19 protein-coding genes are annotated in these 22,375 nt (G+C 41.0%); 6 read left to right on the forward strand and 13 right to left on the reverse strand.

Going from position 1 to position 22,375, the window contains the following annotated elements:
* Positions 1-188: 188 nt before the first annotated feature.
* From MTN97_RS09910 to MTN97_RS09945, 8 genes are read right to left on the reverse strand one after another with little or no spacing between them, the layout of a single operon-like run.
* Complete coding sequence (locus tag MTN97_RS09910; RefSeq protein WP_248474295.1) at positions 189-941, reverse strand: DUF3379 family protein; 753 nt, start codon at positions 939-941, stop codon at positions 189-191.
* A complete protein-coding gene (locus MTN97_RS09915) occupies positions 941-1,498 on the reverse strand; it encodes a sigma-70 family RNA polymerase sigma factor (RefSeq protein ID WP_282447359.1) in 558 nt (185 codons plus the stop codon). The genes MTN97_RS09910 and MTN97_RS09915 overlap by 1 nt, the downstream gene beginning before the upstream one ends.
* Before the next feature lie 54 nt (positions 1,499-1,552).
* Complete coding sequence (locus MTN97_RS09920; protein ID WP_248474297.1) at positions 1,553-3,199, reverse strand: BatD family protein; 1,647 nt, start codon at positions 3,197-3,199, stop codon at positions 1,553-1,555.
* On the reverse strand, positions 3,193-5,094 hold the full coding sequence (locus MTN97_RS09925) for a VWA domain-containing protein (RefSeq protein WP_248474298.1): 1,902 nt from the start codon (positions 5,092-5,094) through the stop codon (positions 3,193-3,195). The genes MTN97_RS09920 and MTN97_RS09925 overlap by 7 nt, the downstream gene beginning before the upstream one ends.
* On the reverse strand, positions 5,094-6,077 hold the full coding sequence (locus tag MTN97_RS09930; protein ID WP_138627069.1) for a VWA domain-containing protein: 984 nt from the start codon (positions 6,075-6,077) through the stop codon (positions 5,094-5,096). Before MTN97_RS09930 ends, MTN97_RS09925 begins: the two co-directional genes overlap by 1 nt.
* Complete coding sequence (locus MTN97_RS09935) at positions 6,070-6,504, reverse strand: DUF4381 domain-containing protein (protein ID WP_036983210.1); 435 nt, start codon at positions 6,502-6,504, stop codon at positions 6,070-6,072. The genes MTN97_RS09930 and MTN97_RS09935 overlap by 8 nt, the downstream gene beginning before the upstream one ends.
* Positions 6,505-6,507: 3 nt before the next feature.
* On the reverse strand, positions 6,508-7,452 hold the full coding sequence (locus tag MTN97_RS09940; protein WP_036983209.1) for a DUF58 domain-containing protein: 945 nt from the start codon (positions 7,450-7,452) through the stop codon (positions 6,508-6,510).
* A 3-nt stretch (positions 7,453-7,455) separates the two neighbouring features.
* Positions 7,456-8,412, reverse strand: coding sequence for a MoxR family ATPase (locus tag MTN97_RS09945; RefSeq protein WP_248474299.1), 957 nt, complete (start codon positions 8,410-8,412; stop codon positions 7,456-7,458).
* Between the two features lie 330 nt (positions 8,413-8,742).
* On the opposite strand from MTN97_RS09945, the gene fadI reads away from it, so the two are divergent.
* Both fadI and fadJ read left to right on the forward strand, forming a co-directional pair.
* A complete protein-coding gene (gene fadI / locus MTN97_RS09950; protein ID WP_013464510.1) occupies positions 8,743-10,053 on the forward strand; it encodes an acetyl-CoA C-acyltransferase FadI in 1,311 nt (436 codons plus the stop codon).
* A complete protein-coding gene (gene fadJ, locus MTN97_RS09955; protein ID WP_248474300.1) occupies positions 10,053-12,245 on the forward strand; it encodes a fatty acid oxidation complex subunit alpha FadJ in 2,193 nt (730 codons plus the stop codon). Before fadI ends, fadJ begins: the two co-directional genes overlap by 1 nt.
* Positions 12,246-12,355: 110 nt before the next feature.
* Here fadJ and MTN97_RS09960 read toward each other — a convergent pair whose 3' ends face one another.
* The gene (locus tag MTN97_RS09960) at positions 12,356-12,742 is read right to left on the reverse strand and encodes an MmcQ/YjbR family DNA-binding protein (protein ID WP_013464512.1); all 387 of its coding nucleotides are present in this window, start codon (positions 12,740-12,742) and stop codon (positions 12,356-12,358) included.
* A gap of 193 nt (positions 12,743-12,935) precedes the next feature.
* On the opposite strand from MTN97_RS09960, the gene yeiP reads away from it, so the two are divergent.
* Positions 12,936-13,508, forward strand: coding sequence for an elongation factor P-like protein YeiP (gene yeiP, locus MTN97_RS09965; protein WP_024602810.1), 573 nt, complete (start codon positions 12,936-12,938; stop codon positions 13,506-13,508).
* Positions 13,509-13,682: 174 nt separating this feature from the next.
* A complete protein-coding gene (locus tag MTN97_RS09970) occupies positions 13,683-13,877 on the forward strand; it encodes a hypothetical protein (protein ID WP_024602809.1) in 195 nt (64 codons plus the stop codon).
* On the opposite strand, the gene MTN97_RS09975 is transcribed toward MTN97_RS09970, so the two are convergent.
* Together MTN97_RS09975 and MTN97_RS09980 are read right to left on the reverse strand one after the other, a co-directional pair.
* The gene (locus MTN97_RS09975) at positions 13,874-16,114 is read right to left on the reverse strand and encodes an EAL domain-containing protein (protein ID WP_036956874.1); all 2,241 of its coding nucleotides are present in this window, start codon (positions 16,112-16,114) and stop codon (positions 13,874-13,876) included. The two genes, MTN97_RS09970 and MTN97_RS09975, sit on opposite strands and share 4 nt — an antisense overlap.
* 51 nt (positions 16,115-16,165) lie before the next feature.
* Positions 16,166-18,889 (reverse strand): insulinase family protein, encoded by a 2,724-nt coding sequence (locus MTN97_RS09980; protein ID WP_248474301.1) that lies wholly within the window; start codon positions 18,887-18,889, stop codon positions 16,166-16,168.
* A gap of 184 nt (positions 18,890-19,073) precedes the next feature.
* Here MTN97_RS09980 and sixA point away from each other — a divergent pair, with 184 nt between their 5' ends.
* Complete coding sequence (gene sixA / locus MTN97_RS09985; protein WP_248474302.1) at positions 19,074-19,550, forward strand: phosphohistidine phosphatase SixA; 477 nt, start codon at positions 19,074-19,076, stop codon at positions 19,548-19,550.
* 66 nt (positions 19,551-19,616) lie between these two features.
* On the opposite strand, the gene MTN97_RS09990 is transcribed toward sixA, so the two are convergent.
* Both MTN97_RS09990 and smrB read right to left on the reverse strand, forming a co-directional pair.
* Positions 19,617-20,540, reverse strand: a complete 924-nt coding sequence (locus tag MTN97_RS09990; RefSeq protein WP_248474303.1) for an AEC family transporter — start codon at positions 20,538-20,540, stop codon at positions 19,617-19,619.
* Between the two features lie 32 nt (positions 20,541-20,572).
* Positions 20,573-21,130: an endonuclease SmrB gene (gene smrB, locus MTN97_RS09995; RefSeq protein WP_016899440.1), complete on the reverse strand. Its 558-nt coding sequence runs from the start codon at positions 21,128-21,130 to the stop codon at positions 20,573-20,575.
* Between the two features lie 296 nt (positions 21,131-21,426).
* On the opposite strand from smrB, the gene prmB reads away from it, so the two are divergent.
* On the forward strand, positions 21,427-22,362 hold the full coding sequence (prmB, locus tag MTN97_RS10000) for a 50S ribosomal protein L3 N(5)-glutamine methyltransferase (RefSeq protein ID WP_013464520.1): 936 nt from the start codon (positions 21,427-21,429) through the stop codon (positions 22,360-22,362).
* Positions 22,363-22,375 lie beyond the last annotated feature (13 nt).

A 22,375-nucleotide genomic window follows, 5' to 3' on the forward strand; every position in this document is an offset into this window, starting at 1 on the left:
GTGCTGGCAAAGACACAAAAATATCCGGTTAGATATAAACGAAAAAACACCACTCGTTCTTAAACGAGTGGTGTTACACACTCGTTGCGGTTTTTTATTGTTTGTAATACCCATCCCCTTATATATATCTGCTTAGATATAAGGGAGTTTAATTCGTTAAATTGTTCAAATATTTATACAAGTTGGTATTACAGCCAGCGAATAGCGCCTGCAATACGTTCATTATACATATTAACCGGTGAGCCTAGGCTTGCTATTAGTACAGTATCAGCTTGTTTTCCTCGGCTTATATGGCCTACGTAGCGAGAGTCACTAAAGTCACCCGAGCCAATTTCAAAGACTTTGTTATCACTAGGGACAATAAACACGGTCATAGGGCCAAAGTCCGATTCAAACACTAAATGGATGCCTTTCTCGCCTTGAAAATCGCAAAAGTTAACATAAGTAACTTTCCCAGGTAAATCATTAAGTTGACCGCCAAGTAAAGCCAGCTTTTCGTTGACTGTTTGTAAGCTGATCGGTTGAGTTTTATTTAACGCGTTAAGTTCATGATAAACATGTGCCAATGCATGCTCGCCAGCCGCATGATTCAAGTTTTGCTCTGTGCTAAACATAAACGCACTTACCGCAATCACAAATGAAGCAGCGAACGCCAAATATACGCGGTCAAACTTAAAGCGTGAGCGTGAATCAATAACGTTGTTTTTTTGTTCAAGCTCATCTTTTCTGGCTTTTTCTTTTAACGAGGTGTTTAAAATAATCCGTTCAGCAAGGTTGTCAGGCACAGGAATATCAAGCGCATCATTGAGTTGCTTATCAAATGTTTTGTTTTCATTTAAAAATTGTTGTCTATCGGGACTGCTGTTTGCAAATTCCAGTAGTTCTTTGTCTAGCTCGTTTGGCTGTGCAATCGTGCGGCGACGAAACTCAAGTTCATCCATTATTTTGATGCCCCTTTAAGTTGTTCATCATCACGGCTTAGTGCCACTTTAAGTTGATTTTTTGCTCGAAATAAACGTGTCATAACCGTATTTTTGTTTAAATCGAGTATGTCTGCAATTTCATCCCCAGAGCAGCCCATAACCACTTGTAATAGTAGCGGCTCTTTGTATTCATCGGCCAACAACGAAATTTGCCGTTGAATAACGGTTTGCTCCATTTCATCATCTAAAGAATAACTGGTTTGATCCACTAGCGTGTCGTTATCTACATCACTGTAATCAAATTGCTTGCGCTCAAAGCGCCTCGCATTTTCGCGTCTTAAAATTGTTAGCAACCATGGCTTAGCTGCTTTTTGATCGAGTAACGAGTCAAGCGAGCGCCAAGCACGTAAAAAGGTTTCTTGCACTAAGTCATCTGCAATATTCGGATCGTTACATAACCAGTAAGCGAAGCGATAGAGTTCCTTATGATAAACGTGAACCAGGGCTTCGTAGCGTTGTTGTTTTTCAGCCATATTTAGTAAGACCCGATCATTCGATTTTTTATTTCCAAACATAAGCACTTTTTAGTTAAAATTACTATAGGTCAAAAAAGCAAAATACAATTGAGATCAAGAATACAGCTCTTTTAACGCAGGTGATGAAGGCTTAGCTGTTTGCGATTGATGTGCCTTTAACTTGCTAACTATAGCGTCTAAATTGGCGCTAGCCGTTTGCTTACTGTACAACTGTGCTTGTAAATTGTTTACCTGCGCGGTGAACTCTGGGTTGTTTATCATAGCGCATAAATGGGATAGCGCCCCTACCTTTTTACCTGTAAGGGTTAGCGCATACTGATTAAGCGCATCGTAAAATGCTTTTTCGTCATGGCTTTTAGCTAATACCAGCAGGGCTTTTAAAGATGGTTGTTGATTTGTTTTATTAGTTGTTTGAGCCGCTTGTTGCACTTCTTTAGCTGGGCGTTTAATAAAGTAAAAAATCACCGTCGCAATCCATAAAACATAACCAAGTGCGGCCACAATAATTAGCCACAGAGGTGTGGCAGTTTGCTGTTGCACTTTAACTGCTTGCTCCGTTGACTCTGCCATAGTGTTATTTAGATTGTTTTCAGCTGGTGGATTAAGCGTTTGCACTGGCGCTGTTGTACTGGGTGTGACTGTAATAGTACGCTCAGGTAAGGTCGCATAACTAATTCGATTTAATTTGGTGTTATACCAAGGCAAGCTAATTTCTGGCAATGTGTAAGTGCCAGGTGTTTGTGGCAGTAGCGCAAATGAGGCGCTTTGCTGTGATACCACTCGACCATCACGTACCGCATTATTGGTTTCTTTTTCATCAGGGTAGCTGCGAATACCATTAATAGTAGGCATATCAATTTCGGGTAACTGCTCTTTAGTCACCCCTAGCGCGGTGAGCATAATTGTACGTGTTATCGGCGTACCGGCTTCAACGGTATTATCCTCTGGCTGCCATTGCTCGGTTAAGCTCACCAGTTCACTGGGTAACCAGTCTCCTTGATAGTTTTCAGGGATAGGTTTAATTTCAATTTGCTGCTCATCGCCAAGCGCTGACACTTCCAATTGACGATAGTTTTGCTGAATACGCCCCTGAAAAACGGGAGCTGCAATAGTGTAGGCGCCACTTTTTTGGGGCTGAATTAAATAATTACGGGTGATCACTAAATAACGTTTACCGTTAACCAGTTCATAATCTTCGCTTTGTTTACCGAGTTGGGTAAGTTGGGCATCTTCCATACTTGGCGCAGTTAAGCTGCCATCAAGAAGCTCTTTGGCTAAGTAAAGCTTAATGGTGTAAACGCCAGCCTCTTGTACAAATAAGCTGTTGTTTGAAAGCGAGGTTTTTAAAAATATATCGTTATTTTTATCTGCGTCGCTGCTGCGCTCTTTAACCGATAAACTAATTGGTTGCGAGTTTAGCCCTGCAACACTAAAACTGGGAATGGTGTATTCACCCGCCTTGCGGGTCATTAGTTTAACAGACCAAGAGGTTTGTTTTTTTATACTGCCATTAATAATGTTAGTGCGGCTACTTAAGCTCATAGGGCCGACTACAAAATCTTTTAATAATGCTGAGGTGTCGGGTTGTTGCCCTTTTATTGAATCATCAATGCTAATATTAAGCATAAAAAATTCACCCGCTAATACTGGGTTTTTATCAACGCTTGCCTCCAAAGTGGTGGCGGCCATTAATGGCATGGCAGTTAATAGCAATAAACAGCAAAATAATCGCATTACCATGATTTTTCTACTCCTGTTGGACGACGTTGATATTGTCTTTTTTGGGCTTCTAATTGCATTTTGTTTCTTAATAAAATAGCGGGATCGTCGGGCACTTTTCTTAATAACTGATTTAGTTGCTGTGCTTTTTCTTTTTCTTCATTAGTGAGCTCAGCGGCTTGTGCCTGCATGGCTTGTTGCTGTGCCTGCTGTTTTTGCTCATCAGAGGGCGGTTGCTCACTCATTTCATTAGGTTGATTTTGCGGCTCATCTTGCTGCGGTGTATTCTCGTCTTTATTTTCATTTTGTTGGCTTTGTGATTGAGCTTGCATGTCAGGCTCATTCTGTTTGTCTGATTGCTCACCAGATTGGCCTTGCTGATCTTTTGATTGCTGCGAGGACTGATCTGATTGCTGTTGCTCACTATTTTGGCTGTCCTCTTCGCTTTTATCTGCGTTGTTTTTCTCGCCATTTTTTTGCTGATCTTGTTTTGATTTATCTGCATCCTCTTGACTTTGCTCATCTTGATTTTGCGAATCATTGCCTTGCTGATTTTGTTGATCTTGCTGTTGTTGTTGATTCAGTAACTGCTCAACAAGCGCTTGATTCTCAGCGGCTTCTCTAAAGTTATCTTGCTTTACTTGCGCTTGTTTATACGCGTCAATGGCAGCCTCTAATTGTCCTGCTTTAGCCAAGGCGTTGCCATAGTTATAATAACCGGTTGCTGACTTATCTTGGCTAAACTCATTCAAGGCAGCATCAAATTGCCCTTGCTGATACAGTGCAGCCCCTTTGAGAGCGCTTGAGCGAGCCTGGGCTGCTTGTTGATACTCTTTGTTGTTGTATGCCTCTAATGCCCGTTGATCCGTATTTTTAAACAGGGTTGGCAGCTCTGCGGCATGCGCATTTTGTTGAGGTAAAAAGCTAAGTAATAGTACTGCGCTAACTAATGCAGATCGTCTAAATAAATACAAAGCTAAAGGCAGTAAAATAAGCAAACCATAAATACCGGCGTCAATTCGCCATAAGGCTAAATTTGGTTTTTCACTTTTTAGTACTTCACTGTTTGCTTGCGGTGAAAAAACGGCAATATCGCTATTGCTTGGCTGATAATCGGCAAACTGCCCACCGCTATTTTTTGCAAGTCCTTCAAGTAATGACGCATTGAGGGTTGGCACCACAATTTGACCATAATTATCTTTTAAAAATCCGCCTTCAGGTAACTTTATAGGGGCTCCTTGTGCGGTGCCTACGCCGTAAATATTAAGTCGATATTGACTACTGTTGGTAAAACGGCTTACATCGCTTTGCTGTTGTTGCTCAATACCATCGGTGATCAAAATAATATCGCCATCGAGGTAGCCGGCTTGGCTTAGTAGCTCTTGTGCCATATCTAAGCCAGCGAGTACGTTTGAGCCTTTATCTGGCATAATTTCAGGGCTTAAACTAGGAATAAGGTTGGCAAGAGTTTTAGCGTCGTTGGTCAGTGGTGAAATGGTATAGGCAGTGCCTGCGTAAGCCACTAACGCGGTATCGCCTTCTTTAAATAGCTCAACCATATCGAGGGCTTTAAAACGTGATTGCATTAATCGATTGGGAGCAATGTCGGTGCTATACATAGAGTAGGACATATCCATGACAATAACGCGGGCACTTTTACTTTGAAACACGGGTACTTGCTTCTCTTCAAAGCTTGGCCCTGCACTAAATATAATTGCTAAATTGCAAAATAACGCAACCAGCCACAGCGGCTGGCGAGCTTTATTGTTTGATTCACTCATTACAAATGGTGCCAAGTGCGGCGCAATAAGTGGCGCTGACTGGTTTTTTTTATGTTTTAATAAGGCGATAAAAAATAACCCTGAGGCAGGGAGTAACAGCCATAAAATAGCAGGACGAATAAATTCAAAATCCATTAGTTTGGCTCCTTCATTGCGCGCACCGTTTTTATCAATGCCATTGCACTTATGAGTAAAATGGCCAGTAATAACGGATAATAGAACAAGGCTGTTTGTGGGCGAAAGGTTTGCTCATCGGCACTAATTGGTTCAAGCTTATCAAGCTCAGCGTAAATTTGTTGCAGGCCAGCGACATCTTTTGCTCTAAAATACAGACCGCCTGTTTGCTCAGCAATTTTTTTCAATAAGCCCTCATCTAGGTTACTGCCCCCAGAGCCCATATTAAATAAACTAAAGCCGCGCGGGTTATCTGAACCGACTCCAATGGTGTACACTTTTATACCTTCTTCACGGGCAAGTAACAGCGCATCTTCTGGGTCAAGGTTACCTGCAGTGTTTTGCCCATCTGTAAGCAACACCACAATACGGTTACTTTCTTTTTTACTGGCAAAGCGTTTTACCGATAAACCTAAAGCGTCACCAATCGCCGTGGCGCGTCCTACTAAACCAATTTGCGCCTCAGAGAGCATTTTACTGACGGTTTTCACATCACGCGTCAATGGGGTTTGTAAAAAAGCGGTATCACCAAACAATATAAGACCGAGTCTGTCGCCTTGGCGCTGCTCTATAAAGTCACTTAGCACTGCTTTGACCATGGTTAAACGGTCAACATATTGGCCATTGTAAGCCATGTCTTGTTCGGTCATTGACCCTGACAAATCCACAGCGAGCATTATATCGCGGCCTTCGTTGGGTAGCGATATGGGCTCATCTAACCACGTTGGATTTGCTGATGCGGTCACTAATAATAACCACAGCAACCACTCGACAATATTCAATTTACGCGCACTTGGCTCTATGCTTTGATTGCTTAAATTATGTGATGCAAAACTTGGAATGCGCAGACGCGTGTTGGCATTATTGGCGGCGGGTTTTAATAGTAACAATATTAAAGGTAGCGGCAGTAATAAAAACAGCCATGGCCAGCTAAATTCAAACATGCAGCGGCTCCTTTAGTTTAAATTGTTTAATGGCTTGGCGAAATTTATCACTAAGTGCTGCCTGTGTTTGATTAGCGTTATATAGGCTTAAAATTTCTTCTTCTTTAAAGCCAATCGCTGAAAGTTGGTTCAATGTGTTGCACCAATGCGTTGTTGACTGCGCGGCTAAACGCGGATCGTAATAGGTGATCACTAAACGCTTTAAAATGACATGTAATTGCTGCGCTGACTGTTGTTGATTAGCTAATGCAATGGCATCACGTTTTGGCTTTTTAAAGCGATAATTTTTATAAATTATGACAATTAAGCTACACAATAAACACACAGCAATTGCAATAACAACCCACCAAGCAGGAGCGAGTGGCCACCAGTCGACTTGGGTGGGAGCAATAATATCGTGTAGACCATCAAGTGGAGAGGTTTGCATGATTTATTTTCTCACTAATTGCAGTTCCAGCGCAGTGGCTGCATTAAATGATAATAGGGTGAGTCCAGACTTTGTTAAACGATTAATACGCGCGCTAAATGCGTGCTCGGCATTTTTAGCAAATCGTTGTCTAAAGCTCTTGTCCATTAAGGGTAGGGCAAATTGCTGATTATTAGCACTGACGGTTACCGTTTGTTTAAAAGCAGGTAATTGATGTTCAAAGGGGTCGCTAATATGACACCCAATCAGTTCGCAATGACGCGCCAAAAGTTCCAGTTGCTTGAAGCTGGCGTCATCCAAGGCGTTAAAATCAGACACGATATAAACCAAACTACCAGGCTTAGCTAAGTGATTTAAACGTTTGAGGTTATCACTAAAGTTATTGCTGGCGGGTTTATCAATATTTTCAAGTGCCTGCTGATGGGCGTCGCATAAATTATGGCATAGTTTTAATACCGCTTTTTCACGAGCGCTGGGTTTTAGCTCTAAATGCGAGTGCTGATTAAACACAATACCGCCAATTCTGTCGCCACGCTGACACGCTGACCACGCAACTAAGGCGCTAATATGTGCTGCTTGCACCGATTTTAACAGTAATTGCGAGCCAAATAGCATTGAGTTTGAAAAGTCAGTAAACACAAATACCGGGCGCTCTTTTTCCTCTTGAAAAAGTTTAGTGTGGGTTTCGCCTGTGCGCGCGGTAACGCGCCAATCAATAGAGCGTATATCGTCACCGTTTTGATAATGACGCACTTCGGCAAATTCCATACCCCGGCCTTTGTGGGGCGCAAGGTATTGCCCCGCCAAGGTGTTTTTTATTCTAACTTTAGGTGCCAGCTCAAGCAGTTGCGCTTTTGCTTTATAATACATCAGCTCTTTAAGCGATAAATTAACACCATGGCTATGGCTTAATTTAAGCCATGCCTGAGAATCAAAGTGTGTTTGCATAACTTAAGGTACTGCGACTAGTTCAACAATACGGCTAATAACCTGATCTTTTGTAATACCATCGGCTTGTGCTTCGTAACTTAGAATAATGCGATGGCGCAATACATTATGTACCACAGCTTGTATATCGTCAGGTGATACAAAATCACGACCACTTAACCACGCATGAGCGCGGGCACATTTATCCAAAGCAATCGTGGCACGTGGGCTGGCGCCGTATTCAATCCAGCGGCCAAGTTGTTCATCTAAGTTTGCACCTTCTCGAGTGGCTATGATCAGTTGCACTAGGTACTGCTCTAATGGCTCGGCCAAATACAGACCTAAAATTGCTTTTCGCGCAGCAAACAAATCGGTTTGTGAAATTTGCTCAAGCACTGGGGCTTCATCATTAAGTGCTTCACCACGGGTTAAACGTAAAATATCAAGCTCATGCTCAGCACCTGGGTAATTAATACTTAAGTGCATTAAAAAGCGGTCTAATTGCGCTTCTGGTAGAGGGTAAGTACCTTCTTGCTCAAGCGGGTTTTGTGTTGCCATCACTAAAAACAGGTCACTGAGTGGATAGGTGTTTTTGCCTACCGTGACTTGGCGCTCGGCCATCGCTTCTAATAATGCCGATTGTACTTTTGCCGGTGCTCGGTTTATTTCGTCCGCTAAAATGAGGTTATGAAATAAAGGGCCTTTTTCAAATACAAACTCACTGGTTTGTTGGCGATAAATATCGGTGCCGGTCACATCGGCTGGTAATAAATCTGGGGTAAACTGAACACGCTGAAACGAGCCTTCAATACCTCTTGCTAAGGCATTAACTGCGCGTGTTTTTGCAAGCCCAGGTGGGCCTTCAACTAATAAATGGCCATCGGCTAGTATAGCAATTAATAGTGCTTGAGTGAGCGCAGGCTGGCCAATAATTTGGGTGTCTAAATACGTTTTTAATTGTGAAAATGCGTTAGCTGCCATAATAAGTGGACTGTCCTCGTCAGCTTAAATAATACCTAAATTGGTTAGGTAACAAATACTGAGCTAGTTATAAGGTTTATAAGTGGATAACTCAAGAGTTAGACTGATTTTTTAAAAATAGTTCGTTATTTTTTAACGATTTTTTAGCCTAACATAAAACTTTGTAAAACCAGCTAAAAAAGCCTATTGTATTACCCTCATACAATGTATGTAGTGATTTACAATGGCGCTTTTGTATTAATTTACCTTTATCTATTGGCTTTATCACACGGGTTGTTTAGAATCGGAGAAAACATACAGGTCTGACCTGTCAGCGGGAGAGAATAATAAATGTCTGAGCAAAACATACTTAAAACACCAAAAGGCGACCGTATTGCCATCGTAAGCGGCTTACGTACTCCTTTTGCTAAGCAAGCGACTGCGTTCCACCATGTACCAGCATTGGATATGGGTAAGCTAGTAGTTAATGAAATGCTTGAGCGATTAAATTTCGACAAGTCAGAAATCGATCAATTGGTTTTTGGGCAAGTAGTACAAATGCCAGAAGCGCCAAATATTGCGCGTGAAATTGTATTGGGTACTGGGATGCCAGTATCGGTTGATGCGTACTCTGTATCGCGTGCTTGTGCGACGAGTTTTCAAGCGATAGCAAACGTTGCCGAATCAATTATGGCAGGCTCTGTGAGCGTAGGTATTGCCGGTGGTGCCGATTCATCATCTGTATTGCCAATTGGTGTAAGTAAAAAATTAGCGGGTAGCTTAGTTGATTTAAACAAAGCACGTACGCTTGGTCAGCGTTTAAAAATATTCTCAAAACTACGTTTAAAAGATTTATTGCCAGTGCCGCCAGCGGTTGCTGAGTACTCAACGGGTTTATCAATGGGACAAACAGCTGAGCAAATGGCTAAAACCCATAATATTAGCCGTGAAGATCAAGATGCTTTAGCACATCGTTCTCACTCATTAGCAACTCAAGCTTGGGCAGATGGCAAGTTAAAAGATGAAGTAATGACGGCGCACTTACCGCCTTATAAAAGCTTTATTGAAGAAGATAACAATATTCGTAAAAACTCAACGGTTGAAGGTTATGCCAAGCTTAAACCCGTATTTGATCGTCAGCACGGCTCTGTGACTGCCGCTAATGCAACCCCATTAACCGATGGCGCAGCTGCAGTGTTAATGATGAGCGAAAGCAAAGCAAAAGCATTGGGTTACGAAATTTTAGGTTATGTGCGCAGTTTTGCGTTTTCAGCTATAGGCGTAGAAAAAGACATGCTAATGGGGCCTGCCCACTCAACGCCAATCGCGCTTGATAGAGCAGGTATTACGTTAGCTGATTTAGACCTTATAGAAATGCATGAAGCGTTTGCATCGCAAACCTTAGCGAATATGAAAATGTTTGCTTCAGATAAATTTGCACAAGAGCACTTAGGGCGTAATAAAGCCATAGGTGAAATTAACATGGATAAGTTTAACGTTAACGGCGGTTCACTCGCTTATGGTCACCCATTTGCGGCAACCGGCGCGCGTTTAATCACACAAAGCTTATACGAGCTTAAGCGTCGTGGCGGTGGTTTAGCGTTAACGACTGCCTGTGCTGCGGGTGGTTTAGGTGCAGCCTTTGTATTGGAGAGTGCGTAATGACAGATTCAGTATTTAATTTAACGGTTGATGATAACAAAATAGCCGTGGTAACCATTGATGTGCCGGGTGAAAAAATGAATACCCTGCGTGACAGCTTTGCTGACGATTTAAAAGCATTATTAGCACAGGCTAAAGAGCATGCTGTTAAGGGTATGGTATTTATTAGTGGCAAAAGTGATAACTTCATTGCCGGTGCTGATGTAAAAATGTTAGACGGTGTTGAAAAACGCGAAGATGCATTAGCTATCAGCGAATTATGCCATCAAGCATTTTTTGATATGAAAAAACTACCGTATACCACGGTTAGTGCTATACATGGCCCTGCTTTAGGTGGTGGTTTAGAGTTTGCTTTAGCCTGTGATTACCGCGTAGGTACAGATAGCGATTTAACTAAAATTGGTTTACCAGAAGTACAACTAGGTTTATTGCCTGGCGGTGGTGGTACACAACGCTTAACTAAAATCGTGGGTATTCAAAAAGCCCTTGAGTGGATGCTAACTGGTAAGCAAATTCGTCCAAAACAAGCTAAAAAAGCCGGTGTATTGGATGATTGTGTTCCACAAAGCGTACTGCTAAAAGTGGCCAAAGAGTTTGCGGCGAAGAAAAAGCCACAAGCTAAAGAGCCTAAACTTGATAAGGTCAGCAAGTTATTAGAATCAAACCCGTTTGGTCGTAACTTTATCTTTAAAAAAGCTAATGAAAACGTACTTAAAAAAACAGGTGGTCACTACCCAGCGCCGCTTGCGATTATTAAAGCGGTTCGTGCAAGCGTAGAGCTTGATGAAATGAAAGCGTATAAAACCGAAGCCGAAGGCTTTGCTACGTTAGTAATGAGTGATGAGTCTAAAGCACTTCGCGGTATTTTCTTTGCAACCACTGAAATGAAAAAAGAATGGCGCAACGATGATGCTCCCGCGATTAGTAAAACTGCCGTGTTAGGTGGTGGCTTAATGGGCGCAGGTATTGCCCATGTGAGTGCGGTCAAAGCTAAATTGCCGGTCCGTATTAAAGATGTGGCAGAGCAGGGCATAAGTAATGCCATGAACTACACTTACAAAATTTTAGATAAGCGTCTTAAACGCCGTATTATGTCTAAAGCCGATATGCAGTTAACGATGAACCGTATAACCGGCACTACCGATTACAGCGGTTTTAAACACATAGATTTAGTGATAGAAGCAGTATTTGAAGACTTAGAACTGAAGCAAGGTATGGTTGCTGATGTAGAGCAGCATTGCCAAGCAAACACCATTTTTGCCAGTAATACCTCATCATTACCTATTTCGCAAATTGCAGCTAAAGCAGCGCGTCCTGAAAATGTAATTGGTTTACATTATTTCTCACCAGTAGAGAAAATGCCACTGGTAGAAATTATTCCTCACGAAGGCACCTCAAAAGAAACGATTGCTCGTGTAGTTAACTTTGCGCGTAAGCAAGGTAAAACGCCAATTGTGGTAAAAGATATGGCTGGTTTTTATGTTAACCGTATTTTAGCGCCATACCTGAATGAGGCGGCAAACTTAATGCTTGCCGGTGAGCCAATTGAAAAAATTGACGCAGCCTTAGTTGAGTTTGGTTTTCCAGTAGGGCCGTTGGCACTGCTTGATGAAGTCGGTATTGATATTGGTTCTAAAATCGCGCCAATTCTTGAAAAAGAACTCGGTGAGCGTTTTAAAGGCCCAGATGCTTTCTCACGTATGATTGATTCAAAACGCTTAGGCCGTAAAACGGGTCGTGGTTTTTATGAATACGACAAGAAAGGCAAAAAGGTTGATGAGTCAGTCTACGAGCTACTGGGTGTAACCCCAGCTCCACGTTTAAATAAAAACGAAATTGCTAAGCGTTGTATCTCACAAATGCTTAATGAGGCCGTTCGCTGTTTAGATGACGGTATTATTGCCAGCCCGCGTGATGGTGATATTGGTGCTATTTTTGGTATTGGTTTCCCACCATTCCTAGGTGGCCCGTTTAGCTACATGGATAAATTAGGCGCAGGTAAAATAAGCTCTGATATGTCTACTCTGGCTAACAGCAACGCTATTTTTACACCTTGTGATACTTTACTTGCAATGGCTGACAAGGGCGATAAGTTTTACACTACAGCCGCTAAAAAAGCTGAAATTGAGATAGCGCAAGGTGATGATAAATCAACTGACACTCCAAATGAGACGACTGAACAGAAAGATTAATGTTTTAAGTTAACGTAAAAAAGCCGCAAATTATGCGGCTTTTTTGTGTTCGATAATCAACAATAATACTTAATCAATCGAATTGGTAAAAGTTGCGTCTGGACGCTTATTTACAGTAACGCTTCAATGGCCTTTTTATCTTTATCAGGCATGTTGTCGACCACCAAATTAAACGAGTTATCAATCATACGCTCAATTTCACCCTGTGGTACTGAGCCATCTAAAATCACGGTATTCCAAAGGCGTTTATTCATATGATAACCAGGAATAACGGCAGGGAAAATATCTCGTAATGATTGCGCCTCATCAGGATCGCACTTTAAGTTTAGCCACCAAATAGGCTCGCCATTTTCGTCGGTTTCACCCTCATTGCTAAGTGCAAGAGTGGCAAACATTTTATGATTTACTTTATACACATCAACATCTTTAGCAAAAGGCTGGGTTAGTTTAACTAACGGCTTGTTCATTAAATAGGTATGTACAGTTTGTTGGTTCATGAGCCATTCCTTGAGGTCATAATCGATAACTTAACCATAGCAGCTTTTTGCCACTAGATAACACGAGTTTAAGTCTAAATTACAGATTTATAAGTCAGTACGAAGTAAGAAGCTAATCATATCACTTTATTGTTGAACAAAATCAGTTTCGTGGTATGTTTCTCGCAATCAAAAAAACAATAGGAATTCACCCATGCCAAAGGCAAGTGATGTTAAAAAAGGGACGGCTATTGACTTTAATGGCCGTGTATTAGTAGTAAAAGATATCGTACGTTCTGTACCACAAGGTCGTGCCGGTGGTAGTTTATACCGTATGCGTTTATACGATGTGGTCACGGGTAGCAAAGTTGACGAAACATTTAAAGACAGCGACATGCTTAACCTTGCTGATTTAACCCGTCGTGAAGCCATGCTGTCGTACATTGATGGCGATGAGTATGTCTTTATGGATAATGAAGACTACACGCCTTACAACTTGGCTAAAGACGCCATAGCTGAAGAGATTCAGTTTGTTAACGAAGAGACCCAAGGCGTGCATGTTATTGTGATTGATGGTGCGCCAGTTGGGCTTGATCTTCCTTCAAGTGTTGAACTTGTAGTTGAGGAAACCGACCCTTCAATTAAGGGGGCTTCAGCCAGCGCGCGTTCAAAGCCTGCTCGTTTATCAACCGGCTTAACTATTCAAGTGCCAGAGCATATTTCTACGGGCGATCGCATCCGTATTAATACCGCAGAGCATAAGTTTATGGGCCGTGCTGACAAGTAAGCCGCTATAAATCTATGATGATTAGCCGAGTATTTAAGTTGCTCGGCTTTTTTGCGTCTGATTTGCCCCTCAAATTGATTAAGCATTATTGCTGATTAGCAGCATGCGTTGCTTCAAATTTAGCCAATTTAACGCTATTATACGCACCTTATTTTTGAGCAAGTTGAGGTAGTGGTGTTATTTATTTTGCTTAGCGGTGTATTTATAGCGCTTATGTATTTAGAAACCATTAAAAAGGGCATGCCTGTTAAACGCTGGTTATTTTTAGGTGGCGTGTTTGGTCCTGTTGCTTGGTGCTTGTTTAATATGCATTATCGACGTGCATTGATACGCAATATAGGTGTAAATGCGTGTCTATGGCGTGCTTAACTGGTCGCTCTAATTAAACTGAGTTTTGATTGGCTTTGTTGTTGTTTTAAAAACGCAGTAAATTCATCTTTTGAGAGTGGTTTAGAGTAGTAATAACCCTGCAGTGTTTCACAGTTTAGCTCTTCAAGTATGCTTATTTGTGACGCTTGCTCCACCCCTTCGGCAACTACATGCAAATCAAGGTTATGCGCAATAGTGACGATAGAGTCCACCATATTGCGGCCACGTTCAGTCTTCATATCATCGATAAAGGCTTTATCTACCTTAAGCGTATTGAGTGGAAACTGCTTTAAATACGCAAGTGATGAATAGCCGGTACCAAAGTCATCCATTGCTAAGTGAATACCACGGGCACTTAAAGAGCGCATAATCGCAATGGCTTCTTGTGGATCGTCCATTACGGTGCCTTCAGTTATCTCAAGCTCTAAAAAGTACGAGGGCAGTTCATTTTTTTGTAAAATCACATCTATGCGCGAGGTTAGATCGGGTAGGCTAAATTGTTTTGCTGATAAGTTAACAGCAACACGGGCATTAAATAAGCCTGCATCTAACCACTGTTTTACATCGCGACAAGCTTTGTTTAAAACTACTTCACCAATTTCAATAATTTGCCCTGTTTCTTCGGCAATTGGAATAAATACCCCTGGGCTAATAACCCCCTTTTTCGGGGTAATAAAACGTACCAACGCTTCCATTCCAGCAAGCTTACCAGTACGAATATTCATTTTAGGCTGGTAATACACCTCAAAATGATCTTCTTTTAAGCCAAAGCGCATTAGGTTTTCTATTTGCAGTCGTTTTACTGCTTGGCGGTTCATGGTGTCATTAAAGAACAGGTAGCTATTGCCTTTCTTTTTAGCATGATACATCGCAGTATCGGCGTTCTTTAATAGTATTTCGGGGGTGTTACCATCTTCGGGAAACAACACTATACCAACGCTTGAGGTGATAGCAAGTTCATGGCCTGCCATTTTAAATGGTGTAGCTATGGCCGCCAAAAACTGTTTAGCCATGCGAGTGATAGTGAGAATATCGTTGGTGTTTGACATTACTAGCGCAAATTCATCGCCGCCAAGGCGATAAAATACGTCATTTTCACGGGTGAGCTTATTTAAACGCATAGCAAGCTTTGCCAGTAAACTATCACCTAATTGATGGCCTAATGAGTCGTTTATCTTTTTAAAGTTATCTAAATCAAATACGAGTAATGCATGATGAGAATGCTGCTTTGCAAGTTTTTGTAAGTCAGAAAAAAACAAATTACGGTTGGGTAAGCTGGTGGTGCGATCTCTGTTTGATAAATTATTCAGTTCAGATTCGGTCTTTTTACGTTCGGTTAAATCTGAATACACCACCACATAATTGGTTATTTGATTTTGTGCGTTTTTAATTTCGTCTATTGAGATTTCAAATGGCAGCAGAGCATGATCGCTATTGCGAAGCTTTACTTCTTCTTGAATATGTTCGTGCTTTCTAACGGTATTTTTTATAGATTCTATATAGCTTTTGTCGTAACCGGCTAAATGAAACTCTTTCTTTAGGTATTGCTCGCGTACGCCGCCAAACAAAGTTAAAAAGCTTGGATTAATATCCACAAGCCTAAAGTCTTTATCATAAATGGCCAGCGCATCAGTGAGTGACTCAACACATTTTGCAAATAAGTTAAGTCGATCTTCCGTTGATTTTAACTGCGAGATATCTCTGACTGTGCCAGTCATTCGCAGTGGGCTTAGGTTAGCGTCTTTTTCAATGATTTTTCCGCGGTCGAGCACCCAGTGCCATTTACCAAAGCTGTCTTTAATACGATAAGTTGCTTCAAAAAAAGTACTTTCTTCGGCAAAGTGTTTTTTTAGTAGGTAATCAACATGGGTTAAATCGCGGGGGTGGATCAAGCTTTTATTCGGTGGAAATTCTACTAGGTTATTACTATTCATCACGTATTTGTCATTGATACGAATAACTTTACCGGTTTTGATATTCCAATCCCATAGAGTATCACCACTGCCTTCTACGGTACTTTTTAACCGTTTTTCAGAAAGCTGTAATTGAGAGTGTGAACGCTTGAGTGAGTGAACAACCGTTAACAAGTAAACCACAACTAACGACATTATTGCGCACACGCTAACGACTAGCGCATTTAAATTCAAGTTAAACGATGACTCGAATGCACTCGCAGAGTAGGCTGTGGCCAAAGTGGCCAACAATAGAATGTATTTTATTATTTTTATTTTTTTCATTGTCTTACTTCTTATTAACAAAAGACAATCTAAATCAAGCGCGAGCAAGAGTCAAAGAGAATGCGAATAAAGTGGTAGTTTCTCAGACAGATTGACAGATTTGGCACTTAAAAGCTCATATCTTGGGCGATCTGCATTAAAAATTTCAGCGGCGTAGGCTTTTAAATCTTCAAGCGTTAATGCGTTTAAAGAATCCAGCAGGCGTTGCTGCATATTAAACCGATGATCGCCATTACCTATAGCAAGCCATAAACGTTGTGAACGTAAACGCAAATTTTTGTCTTTTTCAGCAATATGGGTTGTTAATCCATGTTTTTGTTGCAGCCAGTCTTGTTCTGTTAGTTCATTAATTGTTGCTAAATACTGGCTAATAAATAAATTATGCCTGTGCAGTAACGTGGTGGGCTCAAATTTTGGTGATTGTATATAAAAGGCAATACCAGCACGGGTATTAAAAGGAGCGTATCCTGCCCCTACTAAATAACCGAGTTGTTGCGTGGTTCTGAGTTCATTAAAGTAATCTTGATTAATTAAATGATTCAGCGCCATCATTTTCACTTTTTCATTAACGTCATCGCTTTGTGCTTGGTAGTAAATCACCATGGCATTATCGCTGCAGGCAAGTTCAAGCTCGTAGCGGGTCACTTTAGTGATTTCATAAAGTGGGCGCTTTAAATCGTCGATAACGGCTGATTTTTTAAGGTGCTGGGCGACCTTCTTTTGAAACTCAAGCGCATCATTTTGCTGCCAATTACCATGTAAAAAAGACTCAACATGAAGGGCATTAAAAAACGCTTGTCTAAATTCATTAAACTGATGGAAACAGGTGTCTTTGAGTGCGTTTGCTAACTCGTCAGGCTGAGGATTCCACGGCATTATTTTAGCGCCTAAAATACTAAATAGCTCACTAACGGGTTTGTTTTGATTGCTATTACGCCAATGCCTTACCAGTTGCTTTTTATATTCTGCAAAGCGTTTGGCACAAATTTTTACGTTAAATAGTGCATCAATCAGCTGATCGACTAATTCGAGTTGGCTTGAAGAAAGCCCCGCAGTGTGAAGCGTTAAGCCACCTTGATGAGAGGTTAAGTGATAACTTAAGCCCGCAAGTTCCGCTGGGTAAAACTGTTCGCCAACACTGTCCATGAATAAATCTGAGAATAACCGCGTCAGCGCCATATGTTTCACGTCTTTTACTGCAAAGTCAGAGTCCATGGCTAAATAAAAATGCCCTTTGGCGACTCTAAAGGTGGCGTCTTGTTTAAACCAAAAGTCAAAGCCTGCTTCTTTTACCAGTAATGTTGGATGTCGTTGCTGTGATTCAACCGGATATAAAATGACATCTTTAGCTAAATAAGGATTAGCCGTGGGCAATAGCATTTCACTTTGTGGCTGGCTAATCTGTGCAAGTGCTTTGAGCCAATGTAGCGACAATTTTTCAATTTTATAGGGGGTGTTATACCAAGCAGCTGTGTGTTCAGGCTCTACACCCGGATGAATAAGCACTAAACGCATGTTGTGCGGAGTTAACCACTGCATAGCCATTTCATGCGCGCTGGCTTTAAAGCCCTCCATTAAATAGTCACCCTGTAAGTAATTAACTTCATCGTAGTGTTGCATGTTAATACTTAAATTACTGACCCAATCAATTAGGCGAGACTTTTCTTGGTTATCAAATGCGATTTGTAATAGTTTTTGCTTATCTTGATATAGGCGAGGTAATTTGCTGGTGTTGTTATTGATTAAACAAATGTATTCAAACACCATCTCAATAATATCTTCGTAGTATTCAATGCCTTCATCGGTCAGCGCCATACTAATATTAAAGTCTTTAAAATTACTGCCATTAATTCCGCCACCTGCAGAGAGGGCATTGATCCAACCTTGCTCTTTAAGCACAGAATATAACGAGCCTTGCCCCTCATAACCTAGTAAGTGCGCAATAAAGCTGACCGTTTTATGACGATAAAAATCGTCAATGTTTGGCATGGCAAAGCTAATAATCAACTTTTGTACGTGTTTGTGTGGTTCAATATGAAGCAACTTACCCAAGTCTTGGCTGCGATAAAGCGGCGCTTCTATAGGTGGCTTTAATTGGTGTTTATCTCCCTTTATCTGGGAGAAATACTGGGTTGCCCATGCCTCAAGTGTATCTAATGACTCATTGGCACAAATCACTAACGTCATCCACTGAGCTTGGTAATGCTGATTAAAAAAGTCACGTAATTCATCACTAATACAGCGCTTTCTATCTGCTAATGTTTGCAAGTTTCCCACTGAGAACTTGGCAAAAGGATGTTCTGGGTTAACCGTTTCTTTATGCACTTGATAAATTCGACGGCCATCGTCTTTAATTTTTAATTTAAACTCAGCCTCAATAGCATTACGTTCTTTTTCTGTTTCAGCGGGGTTTAGTCTGGGCGCTATAAAAAACCGACTAAATTGCGCTAATGCTGTTTCAATATGATGGTTATTAATATCAAAGAAATAGCAGGTATGCTCTGTGCCAGTCCACGCGTTGGTATTGCCACCAGACTGCGAGACAAAATTATTAAAACTTCCTGATTCAGGATAAAGGTCAGTGCCTAAAAACAACATATGCTCTAAAAAGTGCGCTAGGCCTTGTCTATCAAGCGGATCATCAAAGTGACCAGCGTTAACAGCCATGGATGCGGCAGCTTTTGCTGAGTCTTGATCGTGCACTAAAAGTACTTTTAGACCATTGTCCAGTGTTAGTGTGCGGTAAGCTCTGTTATCATTAGTGCTGATTTTCAAATGATGCTCCTGAAACTAAACGTATAATTGTTAACAACAGATGATAACTTCAGGAATGCAATGCTATTTACCTGAACATCATGAAAGAACTATTTTAAGAAAATAAATAGGTTTGAGTTATTAATATAGCGGAAATTCGAGCAAACTGGCTACTGTTTTATATTCTTTAATTGGTTGATTTTTTATGAAAACAATCTTGATAATGCGTCATGGTGAAGCAATACCGATGCACTCTGATGATGTCAGTAGAAATTTGACTCCTTTGGGCCATCAGCAGGTAGAAAAAATGGGGCTGTGGTTACAAAAAAAGCATGCTCCAACGGGGTTATTAGTGAGTCCTTATGTAAGAGCGCAGCAAACAGCTGAGGGTGTTAAAAAAAATAATACCTTTTTATTTGAAGAGACCTGCCAAGATATTATTCCTGAAGGTAACCCGCAGGTTGCTGCAGATTATTTAGAAACGTTAATCGCGCTTCATCCAGAATGCGATACCTGGCTTGTGGTTGCCCATATGCCTATGGTGAGCTATTTGGTTGATCAGTTGTGTGCTGGGCACATGCCTATTTTTAATACCGGCGCTGTTGCACAAATTAGTTATGATGAAACTCGCCACAAAAGTGATTACATCACCATCAATGCACCAGCAAGTGTAGATACATAGCGTGTAAATTAGCATTTAGCTAAGCCACTTTCTGTTAGATAAATGCCACTACTTTTAGGTATTTGTCTACAGTAGAATTGTTAACCATATACTAAAACTCACTACACTCAAAACTGTCGATAAAACAACCGCACTGGCTAACGTATCTTGATGTTGTTTTATTTGGCATGCAATTAAGTACGCATTAACTCCCAAGGGCGATGCGCTCAATAATACGAGTACTTTTAACAGCGACTCATTAATAGCAAATACATGTGAGCCTAACACTAATACTAAGGCGGGCAATATAACTAGCTTTAACAGGCTGGCAATAGCTGCCGCTTGCCAGTTATCGCTAATTTTATAAAAAGCTAAGTTTGCGCCTAAAACAAATAATGCACAGGCAATGGCAGGTTTAGCTAAAAGCGCTAAGCCATTACTTAAATCAGCAAATAAAGTAATCCCTGCTAAATTTACCAATAAACCCATGCTAATACTCAATACGACAGGGTTGAGTAGCATATTTTTGGCAAATGTTGACCAAGAAAACACATGACTGGCACTGTTTGCACTAATTAAAAAGGTGAGGGTAAACAATAGCGCGCTGTGAAAGGTAATGATCATAAAAATAATGCCCATCATTTGCTCACCCATGGCGGCTATAATAATGGGCAAGCCCACCAATACGGTATTTGAATAACTACTGCCAAGGGCAAATACACTGTGACGTTCATATTGAGGATGTTTGGAGAGAGTGTAGCGGTCAATAATGAGCGCAAAAAAATAAATTAAAATAACGGGAATATAAAAGCTTAAAAACCCATTTAAACTCACGCTGGTTTTTAAGTCTGCCTGGGCCATATTTAAAAATAAAAAACTCGGTACACTAATGTAAAAAGTAAATTTACTGAGCCCCGTTATATGAATGCGTTCTAAAAACTGACTTCGGCTTGCTATGTAGCCGCATAACACAATAAAAATAAGCGGAAATATAATCGAAAATATATGCACTAAAAAAGGCTCTTATTGATTGGCTCTAGTGCTCAGCGTCTAAACTCATCACTTTGCGGTAAGTTAATTAATATGAGTACCGCACCTTTACCGCCATACTCAAGCGGAGCTTGGTGCATAGCAATTACATCGGGGTGTTGCACTAAATATTGCGGTACTTTATGCCTGAGGATATGGCCGCCAATTCCGTGTACAACACAAGCGCAATAGTAATGCTTTTTTTTGCACTCATGAATAAGCCCTGCGAGTTCATCTTTGGCTATCTCTTTATTTAAGCCATGCAGGTCGAGGGTTAAATCAGGAATAAAATCCCCTCGACGAAGTTGTTTGGCTAAAAAACGATCCTGACCCTGTTGTACATAATTAACGGTACCATGCGTGTCTATATCGGGCACATATTCATCAGAAAAGAAAAATTCTGACTGTTGTTGCTTTTTTTGCTGGGCAAATTGCTTCGCTTGTGACACTTTAGGTTTATTGCTAAAACGGTGAGTGTCTTGTTTAAATACACGCGCACCACTGATACTTTGACGAAACAAGTCAATGTCGTCAGGACTAATTAGGCTGTTTGAGTGGGGATCTTTTTTCATAGCGGCAGTTTAAACAAAAAAGCGGTAAAAATCGAGTAAAAAGGTGTGATACCCAAGCAGCTTTGAGGTACATAGTACAGCGCCATTAAGGTTAGTTTATAAGCGATTTATACTGCGTTATTGATTTGCACAATAGAGTGACTATTATTTGCAATCAAAGCCTTACCTAAATCGCTTTTAACACTAACTGCGCTCGCACCTAAAGGTGGCTTGGGTATACAATAGGGTAATCATGGGGCCAATGATGCGCCCCGATTGAGTTTATTTTTTTTGAAAGTAGCAGGCAGATAACACTGATGAGTGAATTACTAATAGAAGAAGCAACCCTAGATGAAGCTGTTGCAGAACTTTCAACCTTACACGATTGGCTTCGTTGGACAACTAGTCAATTTGCAAGTAGCGGTATTTTCTTTGGTCATGGCACCGATAACGCATGGGATGAAGCGGTAAGTTTGTTATTACCGGCACTTAGTTTGCCTATCGATGCACCCAAAGAGCTGATGCATGCGCGTTTAACCAGTACTGAAAAAAATCGTTTAGCGGGCTTAATTGCCGAGCGCATTAACGATTTTACCCCAGTACCTTACCTTACCAACATTGCATGGTTTGCTAACATGCCATTTTATGTGGATGAACGCGTATTAATCCCTCGCTCGCCTTTTGCAGAGCTTATTAATAATCGCTTCACCCCTTGGTTAGAAAAACCAGAGTCAGTAGGGCGTATTTTAGATTTATGTACAGGCTCAGGTTGTATTGCTATTGCCTTGGCACAAGCGTTCGAAAATGCGCAAGTTGATGCGGTTGATATATCTTATGAAGCGCTTGAAGTGGCTGATATTAATATCACTGACTATCAACTAAGTGACCGCGTACTGCCTATTCAGTCTGACGTATTCAGTGGTGTACCTGGGCAAAAATACGACCTAATCGTAGCAAATCCACCGTACGTTGACGCTGAAGATATGGCTGATTTACCACGTGAATTCCACCATGAACCAGAGCTTGGATTAGCATCGGGACACGATGGCCTTGATGTAACACGTACTATTTTAGATCAAGCTAGTGAGCATCTAACAGATAACGGTTTGTTATTTGTCGAAGTAGGTAACTCTATGGTACATATGGATGCACTGTATCCAGGCGCACCATTTGAATGGATTGAGTTTGAACAAGGCGGATTAGGGGTGTTTGTTATTAGCAAGCAACAACTAGATGCCTACTTTGCACAGTAATAATTAATACTAG

The organism is Pseudoalteromonas sp. 2CM36K (assembly GCF_023161865.1).
GTDB classification, from domain to species: Bacteria; Pseudomonadota; Gammaproteobacteria; order Enterobacterales; family Alteromonadaceae; genus Pseudoalteromonas; species Pseudoalteromonas tetraodonis.